Below are 19,830 nucleotides of genomic sequence, written 5' to 3'. Positions count from 1 at the left end.
TCGCTTATTGATCGATTTCGACCCGGTCCCGACCCTGTCGCTTGGCCCTATACAGGGCCGCATCGGCACGCTCGAAGGTCTCCTGGATGGTTTCCGAGCCGGTGATCTGTGCGGTACCGATGGACACGGTGACGGTCAGACGGTCTTGCTGAAACTTAAACGGGATGGCTTTGATACGCTCCCGGATCCGGTTGAGGATCTGAGCGACTTGTTCCTCTCCCACCTCTGGCAATAATAGGACAAACTCCTCTCCCCCATAGCGGGCGACGAACTCCTCTTTGCGCAGGGCATTTTTCAGTGCCATGGCGATCACCTGGAGGGTTTTGTCGCCGGTGGTGTGGCCGAAATTGTCGTTGATCCCCTTGAAGTGATCGATGTCGACCACGGCGACCCAGAGTTTACTGCCGTAGCGGCGGACGTTGCGGTACTCCCGCTTTAATCGATCATCCAGGGCCGCCCTGTTGGGCAACTGGGTCAGGGTATCGATCATATTGAGTCGCTGCTGTTCGACCAGGCGCTCTTTGTAACCACTGGCTTCGCTGCTGAGGCTGGCCAGCTCTTTGCGCATGCTTTCCATGGACGCTTTGAGCTTAGAAAACTCTTTCTGTTCCTCGTCCTCTCGTCGCCGAATAAGCTGGCGCAGTAAACCAAGCTCACGGCTAACGTGCTGCTTGAGTTGTTCCAGCTCGGTGGCGTTGGCCACCGATGCCCCGATCTCCTGGCATTGGCTCGACAGCTTGCGGTTGAGTTCTCTCTGGTTGCCGAAATTGCGGATGGTCAGGTTCCAGTTGTCGGCAACCGCTTCCCGTACCACGCTCAGTGCATCATTGATGGCAAAGAGGAAGGCCTGGGAGGCATTCTTTTCCCGGACGATTTCTGCCAAAAGCAGGTTCATCACCTGTTGATAGGCTTCCAGTAACTGATCGCCGCTGATCTCGCCAGATAACTCGGCCTTGAGCGCCGCGATGGTGTCACGTTGTTCTGGCCGAAAGTCCAGCTCTGTGAGCAACTGGGCCAACTCATGGCACATCTGCTGGTGCTTGGGCGTGATGGGCAGGGGCTCAGGGCTGGCTAAACGATCCACCAAGGCGGATTCGTAGTAACTCACCAGGCGCCGCAGTTGGGGAAGGTGCTCCCAGATGCTGTAAACCGGTTTATGCATCTCCTGTTGGAAGAAGAACAGTTCACGACTGGTGGTTTCCGGCAGCTCACTTAATTGCCCCAGGCGCTTTGCCAGGTCGGCCATGCTCTGCTGGGTAGACTTGATCTCCCGCTGTGATTGCTGGGATTGATTCTGCAGGGTGCGGCACAAGGCAGCGAGTTCAGGCAGGAGGGCATCAACGTTCTTTTCGCTAGACAGTCGTGCGCGGAGCTTGGCGAGTCGGTTGTCCAGTTCTAGGTTTTGTCCTTTGCAGCTGATGCTCAAATGGTGGACACACTCAACCAGGCCGCGGATCTGTCGCTGGTGAGTCTCGCTCAGTTCTAGCAGTTTCTGCTGAGCCAGTTGGGCTTTTTTTAGCTGTTGTTCCAACATGGGTTGGCTGATCATCGGATCGGCTGCGTCATGCATCTGCGGCGTGCTCCCTCACGTGTTCGATCGGCCCGGGTTGCTTGAGCAGATGTAAGGCTTCTTCTGCCCAGGCAAAAAAACGAATTCAAATACATAGGGTTTTGGTTATATCACAGCGTGAATCGTTCGCCTATATCTTAAAACGGTGCCGCTTGTTTGATGTTGTCGTCCAGCGTATTTGTGAGAGAGATCATATTATTATCCGAGAGCCCAGTTGGCAGTGGAATCGCGGATCCATGGTTACTGATGCAGCGGATGATCCCCGTGTCGATGCACTTGGAGGCGCTCTGGTAGAGCTGATTCGGATTGAGCAGCGGCGCATTAAGGGCCACAGGTTGGAATTGAACATACCGGTCAGCATTTGCTTCACGACCGGCGGTGCTGGCACACAGCAGCGCCAATTGAGCCAACTCCAGGGATTGAGCGGGGGCGAGGTGCAGCATGGAACCTGGCTGGAAGGGCAGGGCAATCACCCCCATGGCCAGTGGGGAGCCGAGGAAGGAGCGAGTCTCTGGCCACTCCCGAATGCGACGGAACAGCACATTGAATCTGCTCTCTTTGGCGGCGGGTTCAAGAATGAGGGCGAATTGACCCGGGGCAATTTCGGCTAAGAGCTGTACCCCATCCTGGTAGCCGAGTCGCTGGGCCAATTCGCGACGGGCTTGGGCGTGGGCATGCTGCCCAAGCTGCAGCTCACACTTGGCCAGATCGCCCAGTTCAAGCAGAACCAGGGTGCCGTTGGGTTGATCGGCCAGGTGTTGCATCAGGGCAGCTCGGTTGCGGACCTGGCTGATGGGTTCCAGCTCCAACGAGGCTTTCAATTGGCCTATTCGCCGTTGACCTTGTGCGGCGTAACGCCATAGGCCAATCAGCCCCAAAAGACACAATGCCAGGGTAGCCAGGGCGCCGTATTGCTGTGTCTGCAGTTGCCTGAGCTGATCGGCTTGCCCCATTAGTTCAGCGGACTGGCTCTTCAGTCTGTCTTTGAGCTGTTTTTCCGTCAGGCTGCGGCTGTTGGCGCTGGGCGTTGAAGTAAGCTGTATCAGTGCAAGCATGGCTTGCTGTAGCTGTTGCCAAGCAAGTTCATGCTCGTCCAGTTCTTTGTTCGCCGTGGCGAGGAGATCCCATAGCTCATACTGCTCCTTTAATGGGGTACCCTTTTGCAGGCTGCTGGTTAGGGGAGAGGCGATCTCCCGGGCTTTGACGTACTCGCCAAGTTGGAGATGAGCCTGGGCCCGGCGCAAGGTGTTGCTGAAGAGGTATCGCTTGTGGGCGCGTTCGGTAAATACCTGGTGGGCCTGCCGCAGGTATGCAAGGGCCTTTTCTGGTTGTTTGGCTAACAGGTAAACCCGGCCGATATCATGTCGGGTGGCCGCACTCCCCAATCGAGTGTTGAGCTGGAGCAGATTGTCTAGGGCCAGGAGCAGATAATGCAGGGCCTGGGAGTAGTCGCCTTGGGCTTCGTGGGTGTAGCCGACTTCCGATAAGGCATTGGCCATCAGGTGCTTTTCTGCTCTTTGCTCCGCCAGGGTTACGGCCTGGTGGGCGTATTCCAGTGCCGCCGGATGATCACCTTCATCACGAAGGACTCGAGCGGTCTCCATGCTGACGCTGATGGCAAAGCGGGGATCCGACACCGATTCGGCCAAGGTCATGGCGGAGCGATAGTAGCTGATGGCCGTCTCGGGTTCTCGGGCGATCCGGTAGGTGCGCCCCAGGTGGTGCTCGATCTTGGCCAGTCGCTCTGTATCATTCACAGAGAGGGCCCGTTTGCGGGCCTGAAGCAGGGACTCTATGGATTCCTCGGTTCGGCGAAGGTAACGGAGCAGCGAGCCTGTTTTTAGCAAGATATCGATGTGGAGCTTCAGCGCTTCGGGTTGAGTCAGGCCGGTCAGATGCTGTGCGGCGTCGTTGTACAACTCGATGGCACGATCGAAATTGCTGTGCATGGCGCCGGCGACATTGCCTTCGAGCAAACGCAGCCGACCCTGTTGAAGCCGGTTAAGCTCTCGTTGTCGAAGGTGGTCAATCAGCTCTTGGGTGTCACCGACGTTGGCCAGCTCGAAGTGGGCAAAGCCCAATAGCAACAGGCGCTCGTTTTCCATCAAGGGAGGCTGTGCCGGTGTGCTCAGGGTATCGAGCACACTTTGTGGCGAGCTGTTGAGCAGGTTGCGGGCGGAGGTCAGTTCCGCTTGTGTCATGGACCAGCAGGATGCGGAAGCCAGCAGGAGCCAAATGCACATGAGTCGGATCATCACGCCTCCCTGTCGTTGAATCATCTCGCCTATAGTGCCCGCCAATAATTAACATAACAACTCGTTAAATAAAGGAATTTATAATAGTAGCATGGAAAAGGCTGACTTGATTCCGGTGAACTTCCTGCGCATGAAAGCTAGGGCTTGTCGGGGACCTGCCTCCTCCCGTTTATGATTGAGTAGAGTTTGTGGGTAAAAAAGGGTGGTATATCAATTAAGGGTGCGTCCAGCCTGCTGCGCGTCAATGTCTGGCTTCGGCATCCCCAGCTGTGCATTCAAGCCTTTCGCTTTCATCCCGGCCTCAACCCCCTTCCTTCGGGTGATCTGGCATGGTGCTTCAATGCCGAGCGTGCAGGGATGCGCCGAAACGGCGAAGTTCGTGAAGAACTGATGGTGTACCAAACTTATTTTGTGAAACAACCTATTGGGTACGTTCAACAGCGTCTTAAGGCACAGCCTAAAAAAAGCGCCGCCCAATTGGGGCGGCGCTGTTCTGCTGTTCCTGTGCGGGGCAACAAGCTAGAGGGTATCGTCGATACCGCCCATGGCATCGAGTAGATCCGGCCATAGGCGAGCGAATTCACCACACATCAGGGCAAAGTCGGCGTCCAGTCGGGCGATCAGATCTTCTTTATCGATGTCATCGTTCTGCTCCTGCAGGACATCGGCAAACTTGATGCGCTTGAGGGACATGTCGGCATTGAGCACAAAGCTCAGGCTATCGGCCCAGTCCAGACCCAGCTTGGAGACCAGCAGGCCAGAATCCAGATAGGCGCGCACTTCATCGCTGTCCAGAGGCAGATCTTTGAGCTTGATGCTGCCACCGGCCTCCGCCAGGCTTTTGAGCTCGGCCTCTTCCAGAACATTGAAATGGTTGCCGACATTACCGGTACGTACCCAGTCGGCCATCGCTTCTTCTGGCAGGGTATTGGGCATCAGGGGGGCGACGGGCAGGGAGCCGATGGCCTGACGCAGCAGAGACAGCAGCTCTTCGGCCCGGGCGGCACTGGAGCTGTCGACCAGCACCAGTTGCTGTTTTGGCATCAGCAAGGCACGAACTTGTTTGCGACGGCTGAAGGCCCGGGGCAACAGGACGGCAATGATGTCCTCTTTCATCGCTTCTTTTTCTGCCTTGCGGGCCGGGCGGCCCTCTTCGGTTTCCAGCTGGGCGATCCGCTCTTCGAGTTCTTCGCGGATCACCGAGGCGGGCAACATCTTCTCCTCCTTCTCCATGGCGATAAGCAGGTTGCCATCGGCTTCATGGATCAGGGCATGGCCAGCCTTGGCGCCCAGTGCGGGAACAAAGCCCAGCTTGCTGATCTCCTGGCTGCCTGCCGGCGTGAAGCTCAGGGCTTCCAACTGCTGTTCCAGATCATTGGTTTGCAGTTCGAGGGGTTTGGTCAGCCGGTAGGGCTGGATGTTTTTAAACCACATTTGGGTCACCGGTGGGAAGTTGTGAGTCAATGGCTCGGCAGTGTAGGGAAAACTGGGGAATGGGGCAATGAAAGCAGAAGCGAAGCTCGGCTTGCGTCAAGAGGCGGAGCAAGGCAGGGCCGGGTATTCGGCGCTGTCACGGGGGGCTTGGGCTGGGGTAAGGAGTCGGTGTCAAACAGGCAGCTTAAATAAAAGGCGAGTAAACAGAACGTTACCAGTTGAACTCACATTCGGGCTGTAATAAAAATGTCATGGGTCTGTGAAATGGAACTGTCACATAGAGCGGGCACACTTCGCTTCGTTTTCTACTGAACCCGGAAAGCTTCTTCCATAAACAAGGAATACAAGAACCATGTCTATCAAACGTACTGTTCTGGCTGCTGCCGTTGCCGCTGCCATCCTGCCTGCCGCGGTATCTGCCAACGACGTTGACGTTTACGGTCGATTGAATCTGACCCTGCAATCTGCCGATCTGGGTGGTGATGGCAGTGAAAGTGAAACCCGTATCGCTTCCCACTCCTCGCGTTTCGGGGTGAAGGGCAGCCATGAGATCTCTGAGGGATTGGAAGCGATCTTTCAGGCGGAGTTTGGCGTAAATGTCGTAAAAGACAATGAAGACGGTGTTTTTTCCAACCGTAATCAGTTTGTTGGCCTGAAGGGTAGCTTGGGTACTGCCACCGTCGGTCGTCGTGATACCGCCCTTAAGCGCTCCCAGGGTAAGGTGGATCAGTTCAGCGACTTCGAAGGGGATATTAACGCCCTGTTCCGCGGTGAAAACCGTGCAGCCCAACAGGTCTCCTATGCCACGCCGACCCTGGCCGGCCTGGTGAAAGTGGAAGCGACCTTTGTGCCGGAAGCGGCGGAAAAGCAGGCGGATGAGAATGGCTTCTCCGTGGCGGCCATGGTTGGTGATGCTGGTTACAAGAAGCAGCCTTTTTATGGTGCCGTGGCCTATGACAGCAAGGTGGCCGGTTACGATGTCCTGCGTGTCACTGCTGGCGCCAAGCTGGCGGGTGTCGAGCTGGGTGCCATCTACCAGGATCAGGAGAAGCTGGACAGCGGCAACTCGGTCGATGGCTTTATGGTCTCTGCGGCCTACGCTTTTGGTGCCACCAAGCTCAAGGCTCAGTACCAGGATGCGGAGATGGCCAACAAGTTTGCCGACTCTGGCGCTGTTTACTCTATCGGTGCCGAGCACAAGCTGTCCAAGCAGTTGCGTGCCAACGCCTACTACACAGGCACCAGTTACGACACACAAGATGACGACAGCGTGTTTGCCCTGGGCCTGCGCTACGATTTCTAAGCCCTGTGCGGGAATAAATATTACTTTTAAAAAGAGGGCCTTATGGCCCTCTTTTTGCCCTTATCTTGCACCCAAGTCATATTTCTGTCATTTAACTGACAGATAATCCCCGCTGTACTGTTATCCGTGGATCTTAATAGACGCTATGACTGCCAATATCCTGATTGTTGAAGACGAATCTGCCATCCGTGAAATGCTGAGCTTTGTGCTGGATCAGCACGGTTTTCGTACTACCAGTGCCGCCGACTATGATCAGGGCCTGCAAGCGATCAATGAGCCCTATCCGGATCTGATCCTGCTCGACTGGATGTTGCCCGGTGGCAGCGGGATCCAGTTGGCGAAGAGCCTGCGCGCCCAGGAGCATACGCGCCAGATCCCGATCATCATGTTGACGGCTCGGGGTGAGGAGGAGGACCGCGTGCGGGGCCTGGAAGTGGGGGCTGATGATTACATCACCAAGCCTTTTTCGCCCAAGGAGTTGGTCGCTCGGATCAAGGCGGTGTTGCGTCGAGCGGCGCCGACCCGGCTGGAGGAGGCGGTGGAAGTTCAGGGCCTGCGCCTGGATCCCGTCTCCCACAGGGTGACCGTGAATGAGGAGAGCCTGGAGATGGGGCCGACCGAATTCCGATTGTTGCACTTCTTTATGACACATCCGGAGCGGGTTTACAGCCGAGAACAGTTACTGGACAATGTGTGGGGCACCAATGTCTACGTGGAAGATCGTACGGTGGATGTGCATATCCGTCGTTTGCGCAAGGCGATCCAGGCGCAGGGCCATGATCGCTTGATCCAGACCGTTCGGGGTGCCGGATACCGTTTCTCCACCAAGACTTAAATGGTCCCTACCGTTACTCAATTTTCGACCACGCTTTTCGGCCCGGTTTTTTCGGCTGTCGGCGTGGTTTTTCGTGTGCCAGAGCCTGATCATGTTTGAAGATTACTCCAGTCCCCGCTTGTTTAGCCGAGTGCTCTTTTGGTTTTTGCCCTTTGCCGTGCTGGGGGTCGTGTTTGATCTGCTGGCCTGGTCTTTGTTGGCTGGCAGCTGGCTGCTGATGTTTTGGCATTATCGTCACCTTATCCGTTTGGCTCACTGGCTCTGGCATGAACGCAGTCTGACGCCTCCCCATGGCAGCGGCAGTTGGGAGCCCATCTTCAACGGGATCTACCGTCTGCAGGGTAAGAATCGCCGTCGCCGGGCCCAATTGGCCCGCATGTTGTCGCGTTTTCGCGAGGGGGCGGAAGCCCTGCCCGATGCGACGCTGGTGCTGGGGCCCGAGGGCCAGATCCTCTGGAGTAACCGTCTGGCGGAGCACCTGCTGGGGATCCGTTGGCCCAAGGACGCAGGCAACCGGATCCACAACCTGCTGCGCCACCCCAGGTTTGTGACCTACTGGCAGCGTCGTCAGTTTAACGAGCCCCTGGAGCTGGATTCTCCGGTGAACGAGGCCCGGGTCCTGGAGATCCGGATCATCCCCTATGGGGACAATCAGAGGCTGTTGATTGCCCGGGATGTCACCCGGGTACGTCAATTGGAGCAGATGCGACGGGACTTTGTCGCCAATGTGTCCCATGAGCTGAAGACGCCACTGACGGTGCTTCAGGGGTATGTGGAGATCATGCAGATGACCTGTGAGCCCGATAGCATGCAGGCCAAGCAGTATCAGGCGATGGAGGATCAGTCCCAGCGTATGAAGGCACTGGTTGAGCGATTGCTGACCCTGTCCCGCATCGAGTCGGCAGCGGATATTGACCATGAGCACCCGGTGGCGATCCCGGCGTTGCTGCAGACGGTGAAGCAGGAGGCGGAGGAACTTTCGGCGGGGCGTCATCGACTCGAGTTCCAGATTGACTCGGCGCTGTTTGCCTACGGCGACGAGATGCAGTTGCACAGCGCCTGCGCCAACCTGGTGCAGAATGCCATTCACTACAGTCCCGAAGGCGGTACCGTGACGGTGCGTTGGTATGAACGCGATGGCCGGGGCCGTTTTGAGGTCCAGGATCAGGGTGAGGGGATCGCCCCGGAGCACCTGCCCAGGCTGACGGAGCGTTTTTACCGGGTGGATAAGGCTCGCTCTCGTGATACCGGTGGCAGCGGTCTGGGATTGGCCATCGTCAAACATGCGTTGAGTCACCACAACAGCCAGTTGCAGATCAGTTCCCGGGCCGGAGAGGGAAGCCGTTTTGCCTTTGAGCTTCCCGTCAGCCTGATGGTGCCAAGGGCCACTCTGCCCGAGCAGGGTAGGATCCGTTAAGCGTCGTGAAAGGCGTCGAGACTCAATTGAAGAGGTTGAACCAGGGTGGGGATAGGTTGATGAGAACGATGATGCGGCGGCTGTGCCTGATCATGGGTTTGCTCGGAAGTACGGCCAATGCCGCGCTGGATCCGGCCTTGGCCGATTACCAGAAGGTCAGTGGGATCTCCGGTAACCTTTCCTCGGTCGGCTCGGATACCCTGGCGAATTTAATGACCCTGTGGGCCGAGCAGTTTCGCCTGATCTATCCCGGGAGCAATCCGCAGATCCAGGCGGCAGGTTCCTCTACCGCCCCACCAGCCTTAACGGAGGGAACCACCCAATTCGGCCCCATGAGCCGCAAGATGAAACCCTCGGAGGAGGAGGCGTTCGTTCGGCGATATGGCTACAAGCCGACGGCGATCCGAGTTGCCATTGATGCGCTGGCGGTATTTGTCCATAAGGATAATCCGATCCAGGGGTTAACCATCGAGCAGGTGGATGCCCTGTTTTCGGCCACGCAACGATGTGGTGGCGAGCCGGTACGGCGCTGGGGTGATCTGGGGTTGGGGGGCGGCTGGGCCTCCCGGGACATTCAGCGCTATGGTCGCAACTCAGTGTCGGGTACGTACGGTTATTTTAAGAAGCGGGCGTTGTGTCATGGGGATTTCAAGGCCAGCGTCAATGAACAGCCGGGTTCGGCCTCCGTGGTTCAGTCGATCTCCACCTCCCTCGGTGCCGTTGGTTACTCCGGCGTTGGCTATTTGACCGCCGGAGTTAGGGCGGTGCCGCTAACTCGGGAAGGGGAGCAGATCGAGGCGACAGCGCTCAACGCCGCGACGGGTCGCTACCCACTGGCCCGCTACCTGTATCTTTACGTCAACAAGCACCCGAATCAGCCACTGGAGCCAATGGTCGCGGAGTTTGTGAGGTTCGCCCTGTCCCGTCAAGGACAGGCGATTGTTGAAAAAGATGGCTATGTACCTGTGCCCAAGGCGGTGATCAGCAAGGATCTGAAAAAACTTGGCCTTATTGACTAGGTAACAGCCGGTTTAATGCGGGCTGCCAAACGCCTTGTTGGGGGGCTCCCGGTTCCATCATTGAAGGGAGGTCATTCCGGTTGCACAGCTTGCTGACGGTGATCTTGTATGATCAGCGTCCAGCCGTTTTTCGCCAGATATTGTTGTTCCTGCATCAGATCGGCCTGTAACAGGGGATCTTTCGATGCCGATTTCGATAGGGTAATGATCAGCTTGAGTCCCTGCCATTGAACATTGGGTTGGGGCAGTTCATGACGCCGACCCAGGTGCCAGAGCACTCCCAGGCGCAGGGCCATCAGCATACGCTGTTGTTGCTTGGCTGTGGCCAACTGAAGATCCAGTGGCTCAAACTCATCCAGTCGCTTGCGTTGAAAACGCCCCAGCAGGGCCAGCAACTGCTGCTGTTCGACGGTGAAACCGGGCAGGTTACTGTGGGCCAGAATATAGCCGGTGTGGCGGTGCATGCCGCGAAAGTTCAATGACAATCCCACTTCGTGAAGACGGCCAGCCCAACCCAGCAGCCTCGTCAGTGCCTCTCCCTGGATGCCACCCTGAGCGAAGGCGGCCATCGCCGTTTGTGCCACGGTCTGGCCATGGTTGGTGTCGATATGGTGCAGACGCTCCATGGCCGCAACGGTTTCGCTGCATACCGAGTCGTGGGGCTGTTCACCGCTCATCTCGACGATGACCCCCTCCCGCAGGGCCGCATCGCAGAAACTCATCCGCTCGATCTCAAGGCTTCGAAAACACCCGAGCAGCACTGCCAGGCCAGCGGGCAGGACACGAAGGCGGGCTTCGGACAAGTTGGCAAAGCGTTCGTGGCTCAGGCCATGTTCGACGACAAACTTTTTGAGCTTTTCCAGCTCCGTGAGCTTTAGGATGCTGGGTTCTTCGTCACTTTGGCACAGGCTGGTGAGGGCTTTGATGGTGCCGGAGCAACCAATGCTGTTTTGCCAGCCCAGACCGAGGTAGCGCTCGAGCAGGGGTTCCAGTTGTTGCTGCACCGCCAGGATCGCTTTCTCAAAGCGCTTGTTACTGAGTTTGCCATCGGCGAAGAAGCGGTCCTGGTAGCTGACACAGCCCATATTCAGGCTCTCCAGCAGGACGGGCGTCGTCCCCCGGCCGAGGATCAACTCGGTACTGCCACCGCCGATGTCGATCACCAGGTTGCCGTCGCTCAGCTCTCTGTGCTGGGCAACCCCCCGGTAGATCAGTCGGGCTTCTTCGGTGCCTGGGATCACCTCGATGGCAGTGTCCAGGAGGGCCCGGGCGGGTTTAACGAACTGGCGGCGATTCGGGGCACGCCGCAAGGCATAGGTTGCCACGACCCGTACCTGGCTGATCTGGCTTAATTGCAGCTGCTGGGCGAATTGGCCCAGGCAGGCCAGGCCCCGTGCCATCGCATCCTCGTCCAGATTGCCCTGGGCATCCATGCCTTCGGCAAGCTGAACCCGCTGTTTGATGCGGTGCAGGATCTGCACCCGGTTTTCCAGTACCCGGGCGATCGCCAGGTGGAAGCTGTTGGAGCCGAGATCGATGGCGGCAATGGTGTCACCGATCCGGGCTTGTTCCTTTGTCATGGTCAATATCAGGCCGTGTAGGGTGGTTAAAGTTTGGGGCTATTTGGGCAAAAGCGCCTGCTCCATTGCCACCAGGTATTCATAAATGGCGATCTGGCTGCGCAGTTTTCTGCGGTTGCCGCGCTTAACATAGGGGTTGTCCTGGACCCGGTTGAGCACCCGCGCTTTTTGCGTATCGCTCCACTGGATCTCCAGGGTATCGAGGATGATGCGTTTGAGGCGCGGGTCATAGATGGGGCAACCCACTTCGATGCGGGCATCGATATTGCGGCCCATCCAGTCGGCGCTGGTGATGAACACCCGGCTGTCGCCGCCGTTTTCAAACACCATCACCCTGGGGTGCTCGAGGAAGCGGTCGACCACGGAGAGCGCCCGAATATTATCGGAGATGCCGGGAACTTCGGTCACCAATGAACACATGCCTCGAATGATCAGGCGGATCTCGACGCCATTGCGAGACGCATCATAGAGCCGCTTGATCAGGCTCTGATCGACCAGGTTATTGACCTTCAGCGTGATCCCGGCAGGTTTGCCAGCCAGCTTGTTCTGGATCTCTCGATCGATCAGGCTGTACAACTTGCGGCGGGCATCCACCGGCGACAAGAGCAAGTGCTGCAGCTTGATGCGGCGATAGGGGTGGGCAATAAAGTCAAACACGCTGTCCACTTCCCGAGTGATCTCCGGGTGCTTGGTAAACAGGGCATAATCGGTGTAGATCTTGGCGGTCTTCTCGTGGAAGTTGCCGGTACCGATATGGGCATACTGCACCAGTTCACCCTGCTCGATACGGCCAATGAGGCACAGCTTGGAGTGGATCTTCAGTGAGGGGATCCCGAAGCTGACCCGGACCCCGGCATCGGTCAGTCGCCTCGCCCATTCGATGTTGGCCTCTTCATCGAAGCGGGCGCGCAGCTCTACCACCACGGTGACGTCTTTGCCGTTTTTGATCGCCTCGGTCAGTGCGTTAATCACCTGGCTGTTCTTGGCCACCCGGTAGATATTGATCTTGATGGATCGCACGGCCGGATCGTAGGCCGCCTGGCGCAGCAGTTCGGTCATGTGAGAGAACTTGTGGAAGGGGTAGTTGAGCAGGATATCTCCGGCGCTGATCGCCTCGAAAGCGGTACGGTAACGGGTAAACTGATTGCTGGAGAGCGCCGGCAGTTTGGGGTGTTCCAGGTATTTTCGACCCGGGTTGGGAAAGGCCATAAAATCGCGGAAGTTGTGGTAGCGGCCGCCGGGGTTGAGGCTGTCGTAGTTGGTGTGCCGAAGCTGTTCCATCAGCATCTCCAGCATGCTTTGTGGCATCTCCCTGTCGTACACCAGGCGAACGGGTTCGGCGGTCAGGCGCTGCTTAAGCCCTTCCGACATCTGCTCAAGCAGACTTTCATCTATCTCGTTGGACAGGCCATACTCCGCGTCCCGGGTCAGCTTCATGGAGTAGCAGCGGATGGCGTCATATTCGATGATGCCATCGAACAGCTCGTCGAGGCAGTGCCGGATGATGTTATCCAAAAGGATGAGTGTCTTGCGCTGCTTTGACCCCTCGGCTGGCAGCTGGGTGAAGCGGGCGGTCTTGTGGGAGGGGACGGGAATGAAGGCATACTGGATCTGACCATCCTTACTCAGCTCGGCCACCAGGTAGGTAAGTCCATCCTCCAGGCTCAGATCCAGATGAGAGCCAGTGCTCAACAATATGGGGATGATGTGGCGACGGATCTTGTCGCGAAAATGTTGCTTAAGCCAGGCGTCCTGACGTTCCGACAATTGAGTCTCGCTCACCAGGAAGATGTTACGGCGGGCCAGATCCAGCAGCAGTTGATGATAGATCTCATCGAAGCGGCTCTGCTGTGCCATCACCTTGTTGTTGATCTCGGCCATCAGGGTGCGGGCTTTTTCCCCCCCTCCTCGGGATTCATCGATCAGGATCTGGCGTTTCACGCCAGCGACCCGGACTCGGAAAAACTCGTCCAGATTGTTGGAGAAGATCCCCAGGAAGCGAACGCGTTCGATCACTGGATTTTCCTGATCGGCGGCTTCCTGTAAAACGCGCTCATTGAAACTGAGCCAACTGAGTTCTTTGTCCAGATAGGGGAATGTGGTTTGCACAGGCAGTTTTCCTTACAGCAACACAGGCACGAGCGGAGTGAGCAGCCCCCTCATCCTGCATCATAGAGATGTCATCCTAATGACATCCATTAGGGCGATACATCACTGATCCGTATGATTGAGTATGGCCAATAAAAGGTAGAAAACTAAACTAACACACTGTTTGGTAACACTATCACTTTCAATTTAACAGTCACTCGTGATCCCGGTCAACGGCGAGGCCGGTGTAACCTTACTGTCATATAAACGACATATAATCCCTGCCGGATCAATGGGCCCTTAATCGGCAACCGCAGGAGAGAGATGGAAGCGGCGAGACTCGAGCGCTACAGGAGCAGTCAGCGGAGGCTGCTTAAAGATAGGTTGACCCGAATGGGCATTGTCGCGAGCGGTACTATAGTGCTGCTGGCGCTATTGTTGATCTTCCTGTATCTGCTCTATGTGGTTGCACCAATGTTCCGGGGGGCCAGCGTGACCCTGGACTTTGAAGCAGCTCCCCTGTCGCCAGCCCAAAGTCTCAAATTGGGAATGGATGAGTCCCGTTCCTATGGTTATCGATTTACCGACATGGGCACGGTGGAGTTCTTCCAGGCCAATGGGGAGCACACCGCGCGGACCCTGGCGTTGCCGGCGTCGGCCCGGATCAGCGCTTTCGCCTTGAGTCACCCCCGGGGAGAGGCCGTCGCCTTGGGCCTGGATAACGGGGATCTGCTGGTGGCCGAGGCTGCATTCGAGATCACCTATCCCAATGATCGGCGTACCCTCCATCCTGGGATCAAGTATCCCTTGGGTGAAGCGACGCTGAACCTTGCTGATGAACCCATCAATCGGTTGGCATTCGAGCTGGACGAGACGAGAAGTACTCTGGTCTGGCAGGCGGGAACCGGTCCTTTACGCCTGACTCAGTTGCGCAGCGAAGTGGATTTTCTCAGCGATGAGAGGGTGCGACATCGCCAGGATGTTGCCTTGCCAGATCTGCCCGAGCAGATAGATAAACTCCTGCTGTCGCCCGACCAGGGTCAATTGTTTGTGCTGGCGCAGAATCGCATCGAGGTGTGGTCGGTGGACGACATTGATAAGGTGGCGCTTTATCAAGTGCTCGATGCGGCACAGCCGGGCGATCGGATCACCGATATTGCGCTGTTGGCCGGAGCCAGTTCATTGCTGGTGGCCAATGAGAGTGGCGTCATTTCCCAGTGGTTTGAGGCCAGGTTGGACGGTCAGCGGCGTTTCCAGCGGGTCCGCGATTTCACCCATTCGGCTCCGATCCGTTCGGTGACCACTGAGTATTACCGTAAGAGTTTCGCGGTGGGTGATGCTGGTGGCGGTTTCGAGCTGTACCACACCACCGCCCAACGCCACCTGCTTCGCCAATTCATGGGATCGGGTGAGGTCAATCATGCCGCGTTTGCACCCGGCGGGGACGGTTTTATCGCCGAGACCGGTGGACGACTTTCAATATATGAACTGGACAATCCCCATCCAGAGATCTCCTGGCATGCCTTGTGGCAAAAGATCTGGTATGAAGGCTACCCCGAGCCGGATTATGTCTGGCAGTCCACTTCGGGCTCCAATGACTTTGAGTCCAAGTTAAGTTTGGTCCCCCTGATCTTTGGTACCTTTAAGGCCGCCCTCTACGCCATGCTCTTCGCCGTTCCCCTGGCGGTGGCCGGTGCGATCTATACCGCCTATTTCATGTCGGGCCGGGTTCGAAACCTGGTTAAACCTACGGTGGAGATCATGGAGGCGTTGCCAACGGTGATCCTGGGTTTTTTGGCCGGGCTCTGGCTGGCCCCCCTGGTGGAGAGCCAACTGCCTGGGATCCTATTAATGATGCTGGTGCTGCCAAGCGCCATGTTGGCGACGGCCTGGGGCTGGCACAAGCTGCCCGAGCACTGGCGCAACAGCACTCTGGGCCATTACAAGGAGTTGGTGCTGCTGCCTGTACTGGTGCTGGCGGGCTGGCTGTGCCTGGCAGTGAGTCCCTGGATTGAGCTGGTGATGATGGGGGGAGATGCCCGTGGTTTTGTCACCAACACCCTGGGGATCCCCTTTGACCAACGTAATGCCCTGGTGGTGGGGTTGGCCATGGGGTTTGCCGTGATCCCGACCATCTTCTCCATTGCCGAGGATGCCATTTACTCTGTGCCTCGCCAATTGATCAACGGCTCCCTGGCCCTCGGGGCGACCCAGTGGCAAACCCTGACTCGAGTGGTGTTGCTGACCGCCAGTCCGGGGATCTTCTCTGCCGTGATGATGGGCTTTGGCCGAGCGGTGGGGGAAACCATGATTGTGTTGATGGCCACGGGTAATACGCCGCTGATGGAGTGGAACATCTTTGAAGGGATGCGCACCCTGGCGGCCAATATTGCGGTGGAGATGCCGGAGTCGGCCGTCGACAGTACCCATTATCGCGTGCTGTTTTTGACGGCTTTTGTGCTGTTTATCTTTACTTTTCTGTTTAATACCGTGGCGGAGTCAGTGCGTCAGCGCCTGCGCCGTAACTATTCGATGCTCTAGGAGGCTGGATGAGAAACTGGATGAGATCCGGCTCTCCCTGGATCTGGATGACGGGTGGTGCCGTCAGCCTTAGCTTGATCGCCGTCCTCGGTCTGTTGCTGCTGATCGCCAGCCGTGGCCTGGTCTACTTTTGGCCTTCGACCCTGTATCAATGGGAACTGGTCAACCTCGATGGCAGTCAGGAGGTGGTGATTGGTGAGCGCTATGAGCGGGAACGGGTACCCATGGAGCGGCTCGAGGATGCCGGTATTGATCTGGGGGTTGAGCAGGAGTTTGTCGAGCGTTTCCTGGTCAAAACCGGTAACCGGGAATATGTGCCCCTGGATTTTCGCTGGATCTGGCTGCCGACGGTGAGCGAGGAGCGGGTTCCAAGGGAACTGGCGGTGGTTGAGCGCAGCCGTAATGGCAACTTTTACGGCTATCCCCAGGCCCTGGTGATAGGCGGCCAGCGCTATGAAGGTGATGCCTTGACGGGCCGGCTGGACGACGCGGTTGCTCAGTCCAATGCCTTGTCAGAGCAGGCCCGGGTGTTGCAGTCTCAGCAGATAGGTCGGGTTAACCATCAGCTTGAGCAATTGCGCTTGCAGGCGCGCAAGCTGACCCTGGCAGGCCTGGATAGCGAGGCCGCGCTGGCTCCTATCCGCATGGAGCAACATGCATTACAGGCCGAGTATCAGCAACTGGAAAATCAGCTGTTTGATCTGCGTCGCCGACTTGCCGATGACTGGCTGGAGATCTCCGACATGCGCGGCAAGACTGTCCGGTTACCGATGGATCAGGTGCTGGCGGTCAGCTTTCCCAATGCCATGAGCCTGACGGACAAGATCAGCCACTGGCTGGGCCAAGTGGGCAAGTTTCTGACCCAGGAGCCACGGGAAGCCAATACCGAGGGCGGGGTGTTCCCGGCCATCTTCGGTACTGTGTTTATGGTGCTGCTGATGGCGGTGATCGTCACGCCCTTTGGTGTCATGGCGGCGGTTTACCTGCATGAATACGCCAAGAATAATGCCCTGACTCGTTTTATCCGCATCGCCGTGATCAACCTGGCGGGGGTGCCCTCCATCGTTTACGGCGTCTTTGGTCTGGGCTTTTTTGTCTATATGCTGGGCGGCTCCATCGATGAGCTGTTTTACCGTGAGGCCCTGCCATCCCCCACCTTTGGCACGCCCGGCGTCCTGTGGGCTTCGTTGACCCTGGCGATCCTGACCCTGCCCGTGGTGATTGTCTCCACCGAGGAGGGTTTGTCACGGATCCCGGCATCGGTGCGCCAGGGCAGCCTGGCCTTGGGGGCGACCCAGGCCGAGACCCTATGGCGCATCGTGCTGCCCATGGCCAGTCCTGCAATCATGACCGGGCTGATCCTGGCCGTGGCACGAGCCGCCGGCGAGGTGGCCCCGCTGATGTTGGTGGGAGTGGTCAAACTGGCGCCTCAGCTGCCGGTGGACGGCAACTTCCCCTTTGTGCACCTGGATCGTAAATTCATGCATCTGGGCTTTCATATTTATGATGTTGGCTTTCAAAGCCCCAACGTCGAGGCGGCGCGGCCGCTGGTGTATGCGACCTCTTTCCTGCTGGTTAGCGTGATTGTCGCGCTGAACTTGACGGCCATCGGCGTACGCAACCACCTGCGGCACAAGTTCCGCAGTTTTGAACACTGATCCCAGGACGATATCATGCTGTCTATCGACACCGACGCGCTTTCCCAATCTGGGCTGGATCTGACCGCCCTGACGCCGGAGCAGACCGCCTTCGAGATCCAGGAGCTGACCCTGCGCTATGGCGACAAGGTCGCCCTGTCCGGGATCGACATGAAGATCCCCAAACACCAGATCACCGCCTTTATCGGCCCTTCAGGCTGTGGCAAGTCCACCTTGCTGCGCTGCCTCAACCGAATGAATGATCTGATCGATGATTGCCATCTTCAGGGCACCATTCGCCTGGATGGTGACGACATTCATGATCGACGCATCGATGTGGCGGCCCTCAGGCGCAATGTGGGCATGGTGTTTCAGCGGCCCAATCCCTTTCCCAAATCCATTTATGAGAACGTGGTGTATGGGCTTAGGCTGCAGGGGGTGAAGAACCGACGTGATCTCGATGAGGCGGCGGAAAAGGCACTGAAGGATGCGGCGCTGTGGGATGAGGTAAAGGATCGCCTCGGTGACAACGCCTATGGCCTTTCGGGCGGGCAGCAGCAGCGTCTGGTGATCGCCCGGGCCATCGCCATCGAGCCTCAAGTGTTGTTACTGGATGAGCCCACCTCGGCGCTCGATCCCATCTCGACCCTGACCATCGAAGAGCTGATCACCGAGCTTAAGCAAAAGTACACCGTGGTGATCGTGACCCACAATATGCAGCAGGCCGCTCGTGTATCGGATCACACCGCCTTTATGCACCAGGGAGAGCTGATCGAGTACAGCGATACCAATACTCTGTTTACCACCCCGGCGAAGAAGCAGACCGAAGATTACATTACCGGCCGTTACGGCTAACGGCGAGAGACAGGACAGATGGACAATTTTAATCTGAGCAAACACATCTCCGGCGCGTTCAACGCCGAGCTGGAGGACGTCCGTAACCGGGTCATGGCCATGGGGGGCCTGGTAGAGCAGCAACTGGCGGATGCGCTGGAGGTGTTGCAAAGCGGTGACGAGACCCTGGCAGGTAAGGTGATAGCGCGGGATCGCAAGGTCAACACCATGGAGGTCACCATCGACGAGGAGTGCACCCGGATCATCGCCAAGCGACAGCCGGCGGCCTCGGATCTGCGCCTGGTGCTGGCGATCTCCAAGGCGGTGACGGACTTGGAGCGGATCGGTGACAGCGCCGAACGGATCGCCCGAATGGCGTCGGAGAGTACCGGCAAACGCCATCGCGGCATGATCATGACCATGGATGCCATGGGGCGTCAGGCCCAGCGTATGCTGCACGACGTCTTGGATGCCTTTGCCCGCATGGACGTGGACGCAGCCATGCGGATCCACAAGGAGGACAAGAAGGTGGATGAGGCCTACGAGGGTGTCGTGCGCCAGTTGATGACCTTTATGATGGAAGATCCCCGCTCCATCCCTAATATTCTCGATGTGCTGTGGGCCGCCCGCGCCCTGGAGCGGGTTGGGGATCGCTGTCAGAACATCTGCGAGTACGTGATCTATTACGTCAAGGGCAAGGATGTGCGCCACCTGGACATGAACCAGGTGGAAGATCTATTGAAGTGAGGGCAGCCGTTAGCCGTTAGTCGTTAGCGGTTAGCAAATGGCGTCAGCCGTTTGGGACAAACCAAAGGGCGTGGCAGAGCAGGACGATGGCGGTGAGGGCGATCCGCATGGCGTGATAGCCCGCCGGTGGCATCAGCTTCTGGTGGTCGTAATAGAGCAGCCATAGGTAAGCCAACGCCAGCAGTCCCAGCGCCCAATCCCCCGGCAGTGCCACCAGCGCCAGCCACCCCAGGATGCTGGGCAGCATCGCCAAATAGGTTTGGCCCACATCCCGATTGGCGATCACCCCCTGATACCAGTGTATTCCACCGAGAAACGAGAGGATCACCGCGCTGTACTGTAAGAAGGCAGGCAGCGCCAGTGAAAGTGGCATGAGCCCCAGATGGCCCGCACCCGCCAGGCCGACAAAAGGCAGCAGCCCGATTGCGCCCAGCATCACGGCATGGCGGTGAATAGTCGGTTCCATTGCCACTCCTTCGATGGTGTCCCTCACAACCTAGCGGCCAACCGAGGCCGTGGCAATGGCGGTTTTCAGGGATGGGGGCCTGGTCGCTGTTGTGGCTGGGTTCG

Annotated in this window: 15 protein-coding genes; 9 read left to right on the top strand and 6 right to left on the bottom strand. The window is 57.7% G+C overall.

The window, feature by feature from the left end; genetic code table 11:
• Nucleotides 1–4: 4 nt before the first annotated feature.
• Both AC2D8U_RS07405 and AC2D8U_RS07400 read right to left on the bottom strand, forming a co-directional pair.
• Entirely contained in the window at nt 5–1,570 is a 1,566-nt protein-coding gene (locus tag AC2D8U_RS07405; protein ID WP_484618424.1) for a GGDEF domain-containing protein, read from the bottom strand.
• A 137-nt stretch (nt 1,571–1,707) separates the two neighbouring features.
• Nucleotides 1,708–3,825, bottom strand: coding sequence for a tetratricopeptide repeat protein (locus AC2D8U_RS07400; protein WP_484618423.1), 2,118 nt, complete (start codon nt 3,823–3,825; stop codon nt 1,708–1,710).
• A 186-nt stretch (nt 3,826–4,011) separates the two neighbouring features.
• On the opposite strand from AC2D8U_RS07400, the gene AC2D8U_RS07395 reads away from it, so the two are divergent.
• Nucleotides 4,012–4,383, top strand: a complete 372-nt coding sequence (locus AC2D8U_RS07395; RefSeq protein WP_484618422.1) for a hypothetical protein — start codon at nt 4,012–4,014, stop codon at nt 4,381–4,383.
• On the opposite strand, the gene rdgC is transcribed toward AC2D8U_RS07395, so the two are convergent.
• Nucleotides 4,345–5,259, bottom strand: coding sequence for a recombination-associated protein RdgC (gene rdgC / locus AC2D8U_RS07390; protein WP_484618421.1), 915 nt, complete (start codon nt 5,257–5,259; stop codon nt 4,345–4,347). The genes AC2D8U_RS07395 and rdgC overlap by 39 nt on opposite strands.
• 352 nt (nt 5,260–5,611) lie before the next feature.
• Here rdgC and AC2D8U_RS07385 point away from each other — a divergent pair, with 352 nt between their 5' ends.
• The 4 genes from AC2D8U_RS07385 to AC2D8U_RS07370 all read left to right on the top strand — a co-directional run bounded on the left by AC2D8U_RS07385 (nt 5,612) and on the right by AC2D8U_RS07370 (nt 9,833).
• Nucleotides 5,612–6,562, top strand: coding sequence for a porin (locus AC2D8U_RS07385; protein ID WP_484618420.1), 951 nt, complete (start codon nt 5,612–5,614; stop codon nt 6,560–6,562).
• 145 nt (nt 6,563–6,707) lie between these two features.
• Nucleotides 6,708–7,397, top strand: a complete 690-nt coding sequence (gene phoB, locus AC2D8U_RS07380) for a phosphate regulon transcriptional regulator PhoB (RefSeq protein WP_484618419.1) — start codon at nt 6,708–6,710, stop codon at nt 7,395–7,397.
• Between the two features lie 91 nt (nt 7,398–7,488).
• Nucleotides 7,489–8,814 carry a phosphate regulon sensor histidine kinase PhoR gene (gene phoR, locus AC2D8U_RS07375; RefSeq protein WP_484618418.1) on the top strand — a complete coding sequence of 442 codons (1,326 nt, stop codon included), beginning with the start codon at nt 7,489–7,491 and terminating at the stop codon, nt 8,812–8,814.
• A 68-nt stretch (nt 8,815–8,882) separates the two neighbouring features.
• Nucleotides 8,883–9,833, top strand: a complete 951-nt coding sequence (locus AC2D8U_RS07370) for a PstS family phosphate ABC transporter substrate-binding protein (protein WP_484618982.1) — start codon at nt 8,883–8,885, stop codon at nt 9,831–9,833.
• Between the two features lie 71 nt (nt 9,834–9,904).
• Here AC2D8U_RS07370 and AC2D8U_RS07365 read toward each other — a convergent pair whose 3' ends face one another.
• Together AC2D8U_RS07365 and ppk1 are read right to left on the bottom strand one after the other, a co-directional pair.
• A complete protein-coding gene (locus tag AC2D8U_RS07365) occupies nt 9,905–11,413 on the bottom strand; it encodes a Ppx/GppA phosphatase family protein (protein ID WP_484618417.1) in 1,509 nt (502 codons plus the stop codon).
• A 39-nt stretch (nt 11,414–11,452) separates the two neighbouring features.
• Nucleotides 11,453–13,522, bottom strand: a complete 2,070-nt coding sequence (gene ppk1 / locus AC2D8U_RS07360) for a polyphosphate kinase 1 (protein WP_484618416.1) — start codon at nt 13,520–13,522, stop codon at nt 11,453–11,455.
• A 303-nt stretch (nt 13,523–13,825) separates the two neighbouring features.
• Here ppk1 and AC2D8U_RS07355 point away from each other — a divergent pair, with 303 nt between their 5' ends.
• The 4 genes from AC2D8U_RS07355 to phoU are packed head-to-tail and all read left to right on the top strand — an operon-like array spanning nt 13,826 to nt 19,260.
• Nucleotides 13,826–16,042 (top strand): ABC transporter permease subunit, encoded by a 2,217-nt coding sequence (locus AC2D8U_RS07355; RefSeq protein ID WP_484618415.1) that lies wholly within the window; start codon nt 13,826–13,828, stop codon nt 16,040–16,042.
• An 8-nt stretch (nt 16,043–16,050) separates the two neighbouring features.
• The gene (pstA, locus tag AC2D8U_RS07350) at nt 16,051–17,700 is read left to right on the top strand and encodes a phosphate ABC transporter permease PstA (RefSeq protein WP_484618414.1); all 1,650 of its coding nucleotides are present in this window, start codon (nt 16,051–16,053) and stop codon (nt 17,698–17,700) included.
• A gap of 15 nt (nt 17,701–17,715) precedes the next feature.
• On the top strand, nt 17,716–18,534 hold the full coding sequence (gene pstB / locus AC2D8U_RS07345) for a phosphate ABC transporter ATP-binding protein PstB (RefSeq protein ID WP_484618413.1): 819 nt from the start codon (nt 17,716–17,718) through the stop codon (nt 18,532–18,534).
• Between the two features lie 18 nt (nt 18,535–18,552).
• Entirely contained in the window at nt 18,553–19,260 is a 708-nt protein-coding gene (phoU, locus tag AC2D8U_RS07340) for a phosphate signaling complex protein PhoU (protein ID WP_484618412.1), read from the top strand.
• Between the two features lie 43 nt (nt 19,261–19,303).
• On the opposite strand, the gene AC2D8U_RS07335 is transcribed toward phoU, so the two are convergent.
• The gene (locus AC2D8U_RS07335; protein WP_484618411.1) at nt 19,304–19,726 is read right to left on the bottom strand and encodes a DUF3429 domain-containing protein; all 423 of its coding nucleotides are present in this window, start codon (nt 19,724–19,726) and stop codon (nt 19,304–19,306) included.
• Between the last annotated feature and the right edge of the window lie 104 nt (nt 19,727–19,830).

The sequence above is a fragment of the Ferrimonas sp. YIN67 genome (genome assembly GCF_057219095.1).
Note: the sequence above shows the minus strand (reverse complement) of the source record. Positions and strands in the feature narration are given on the sequence as shown.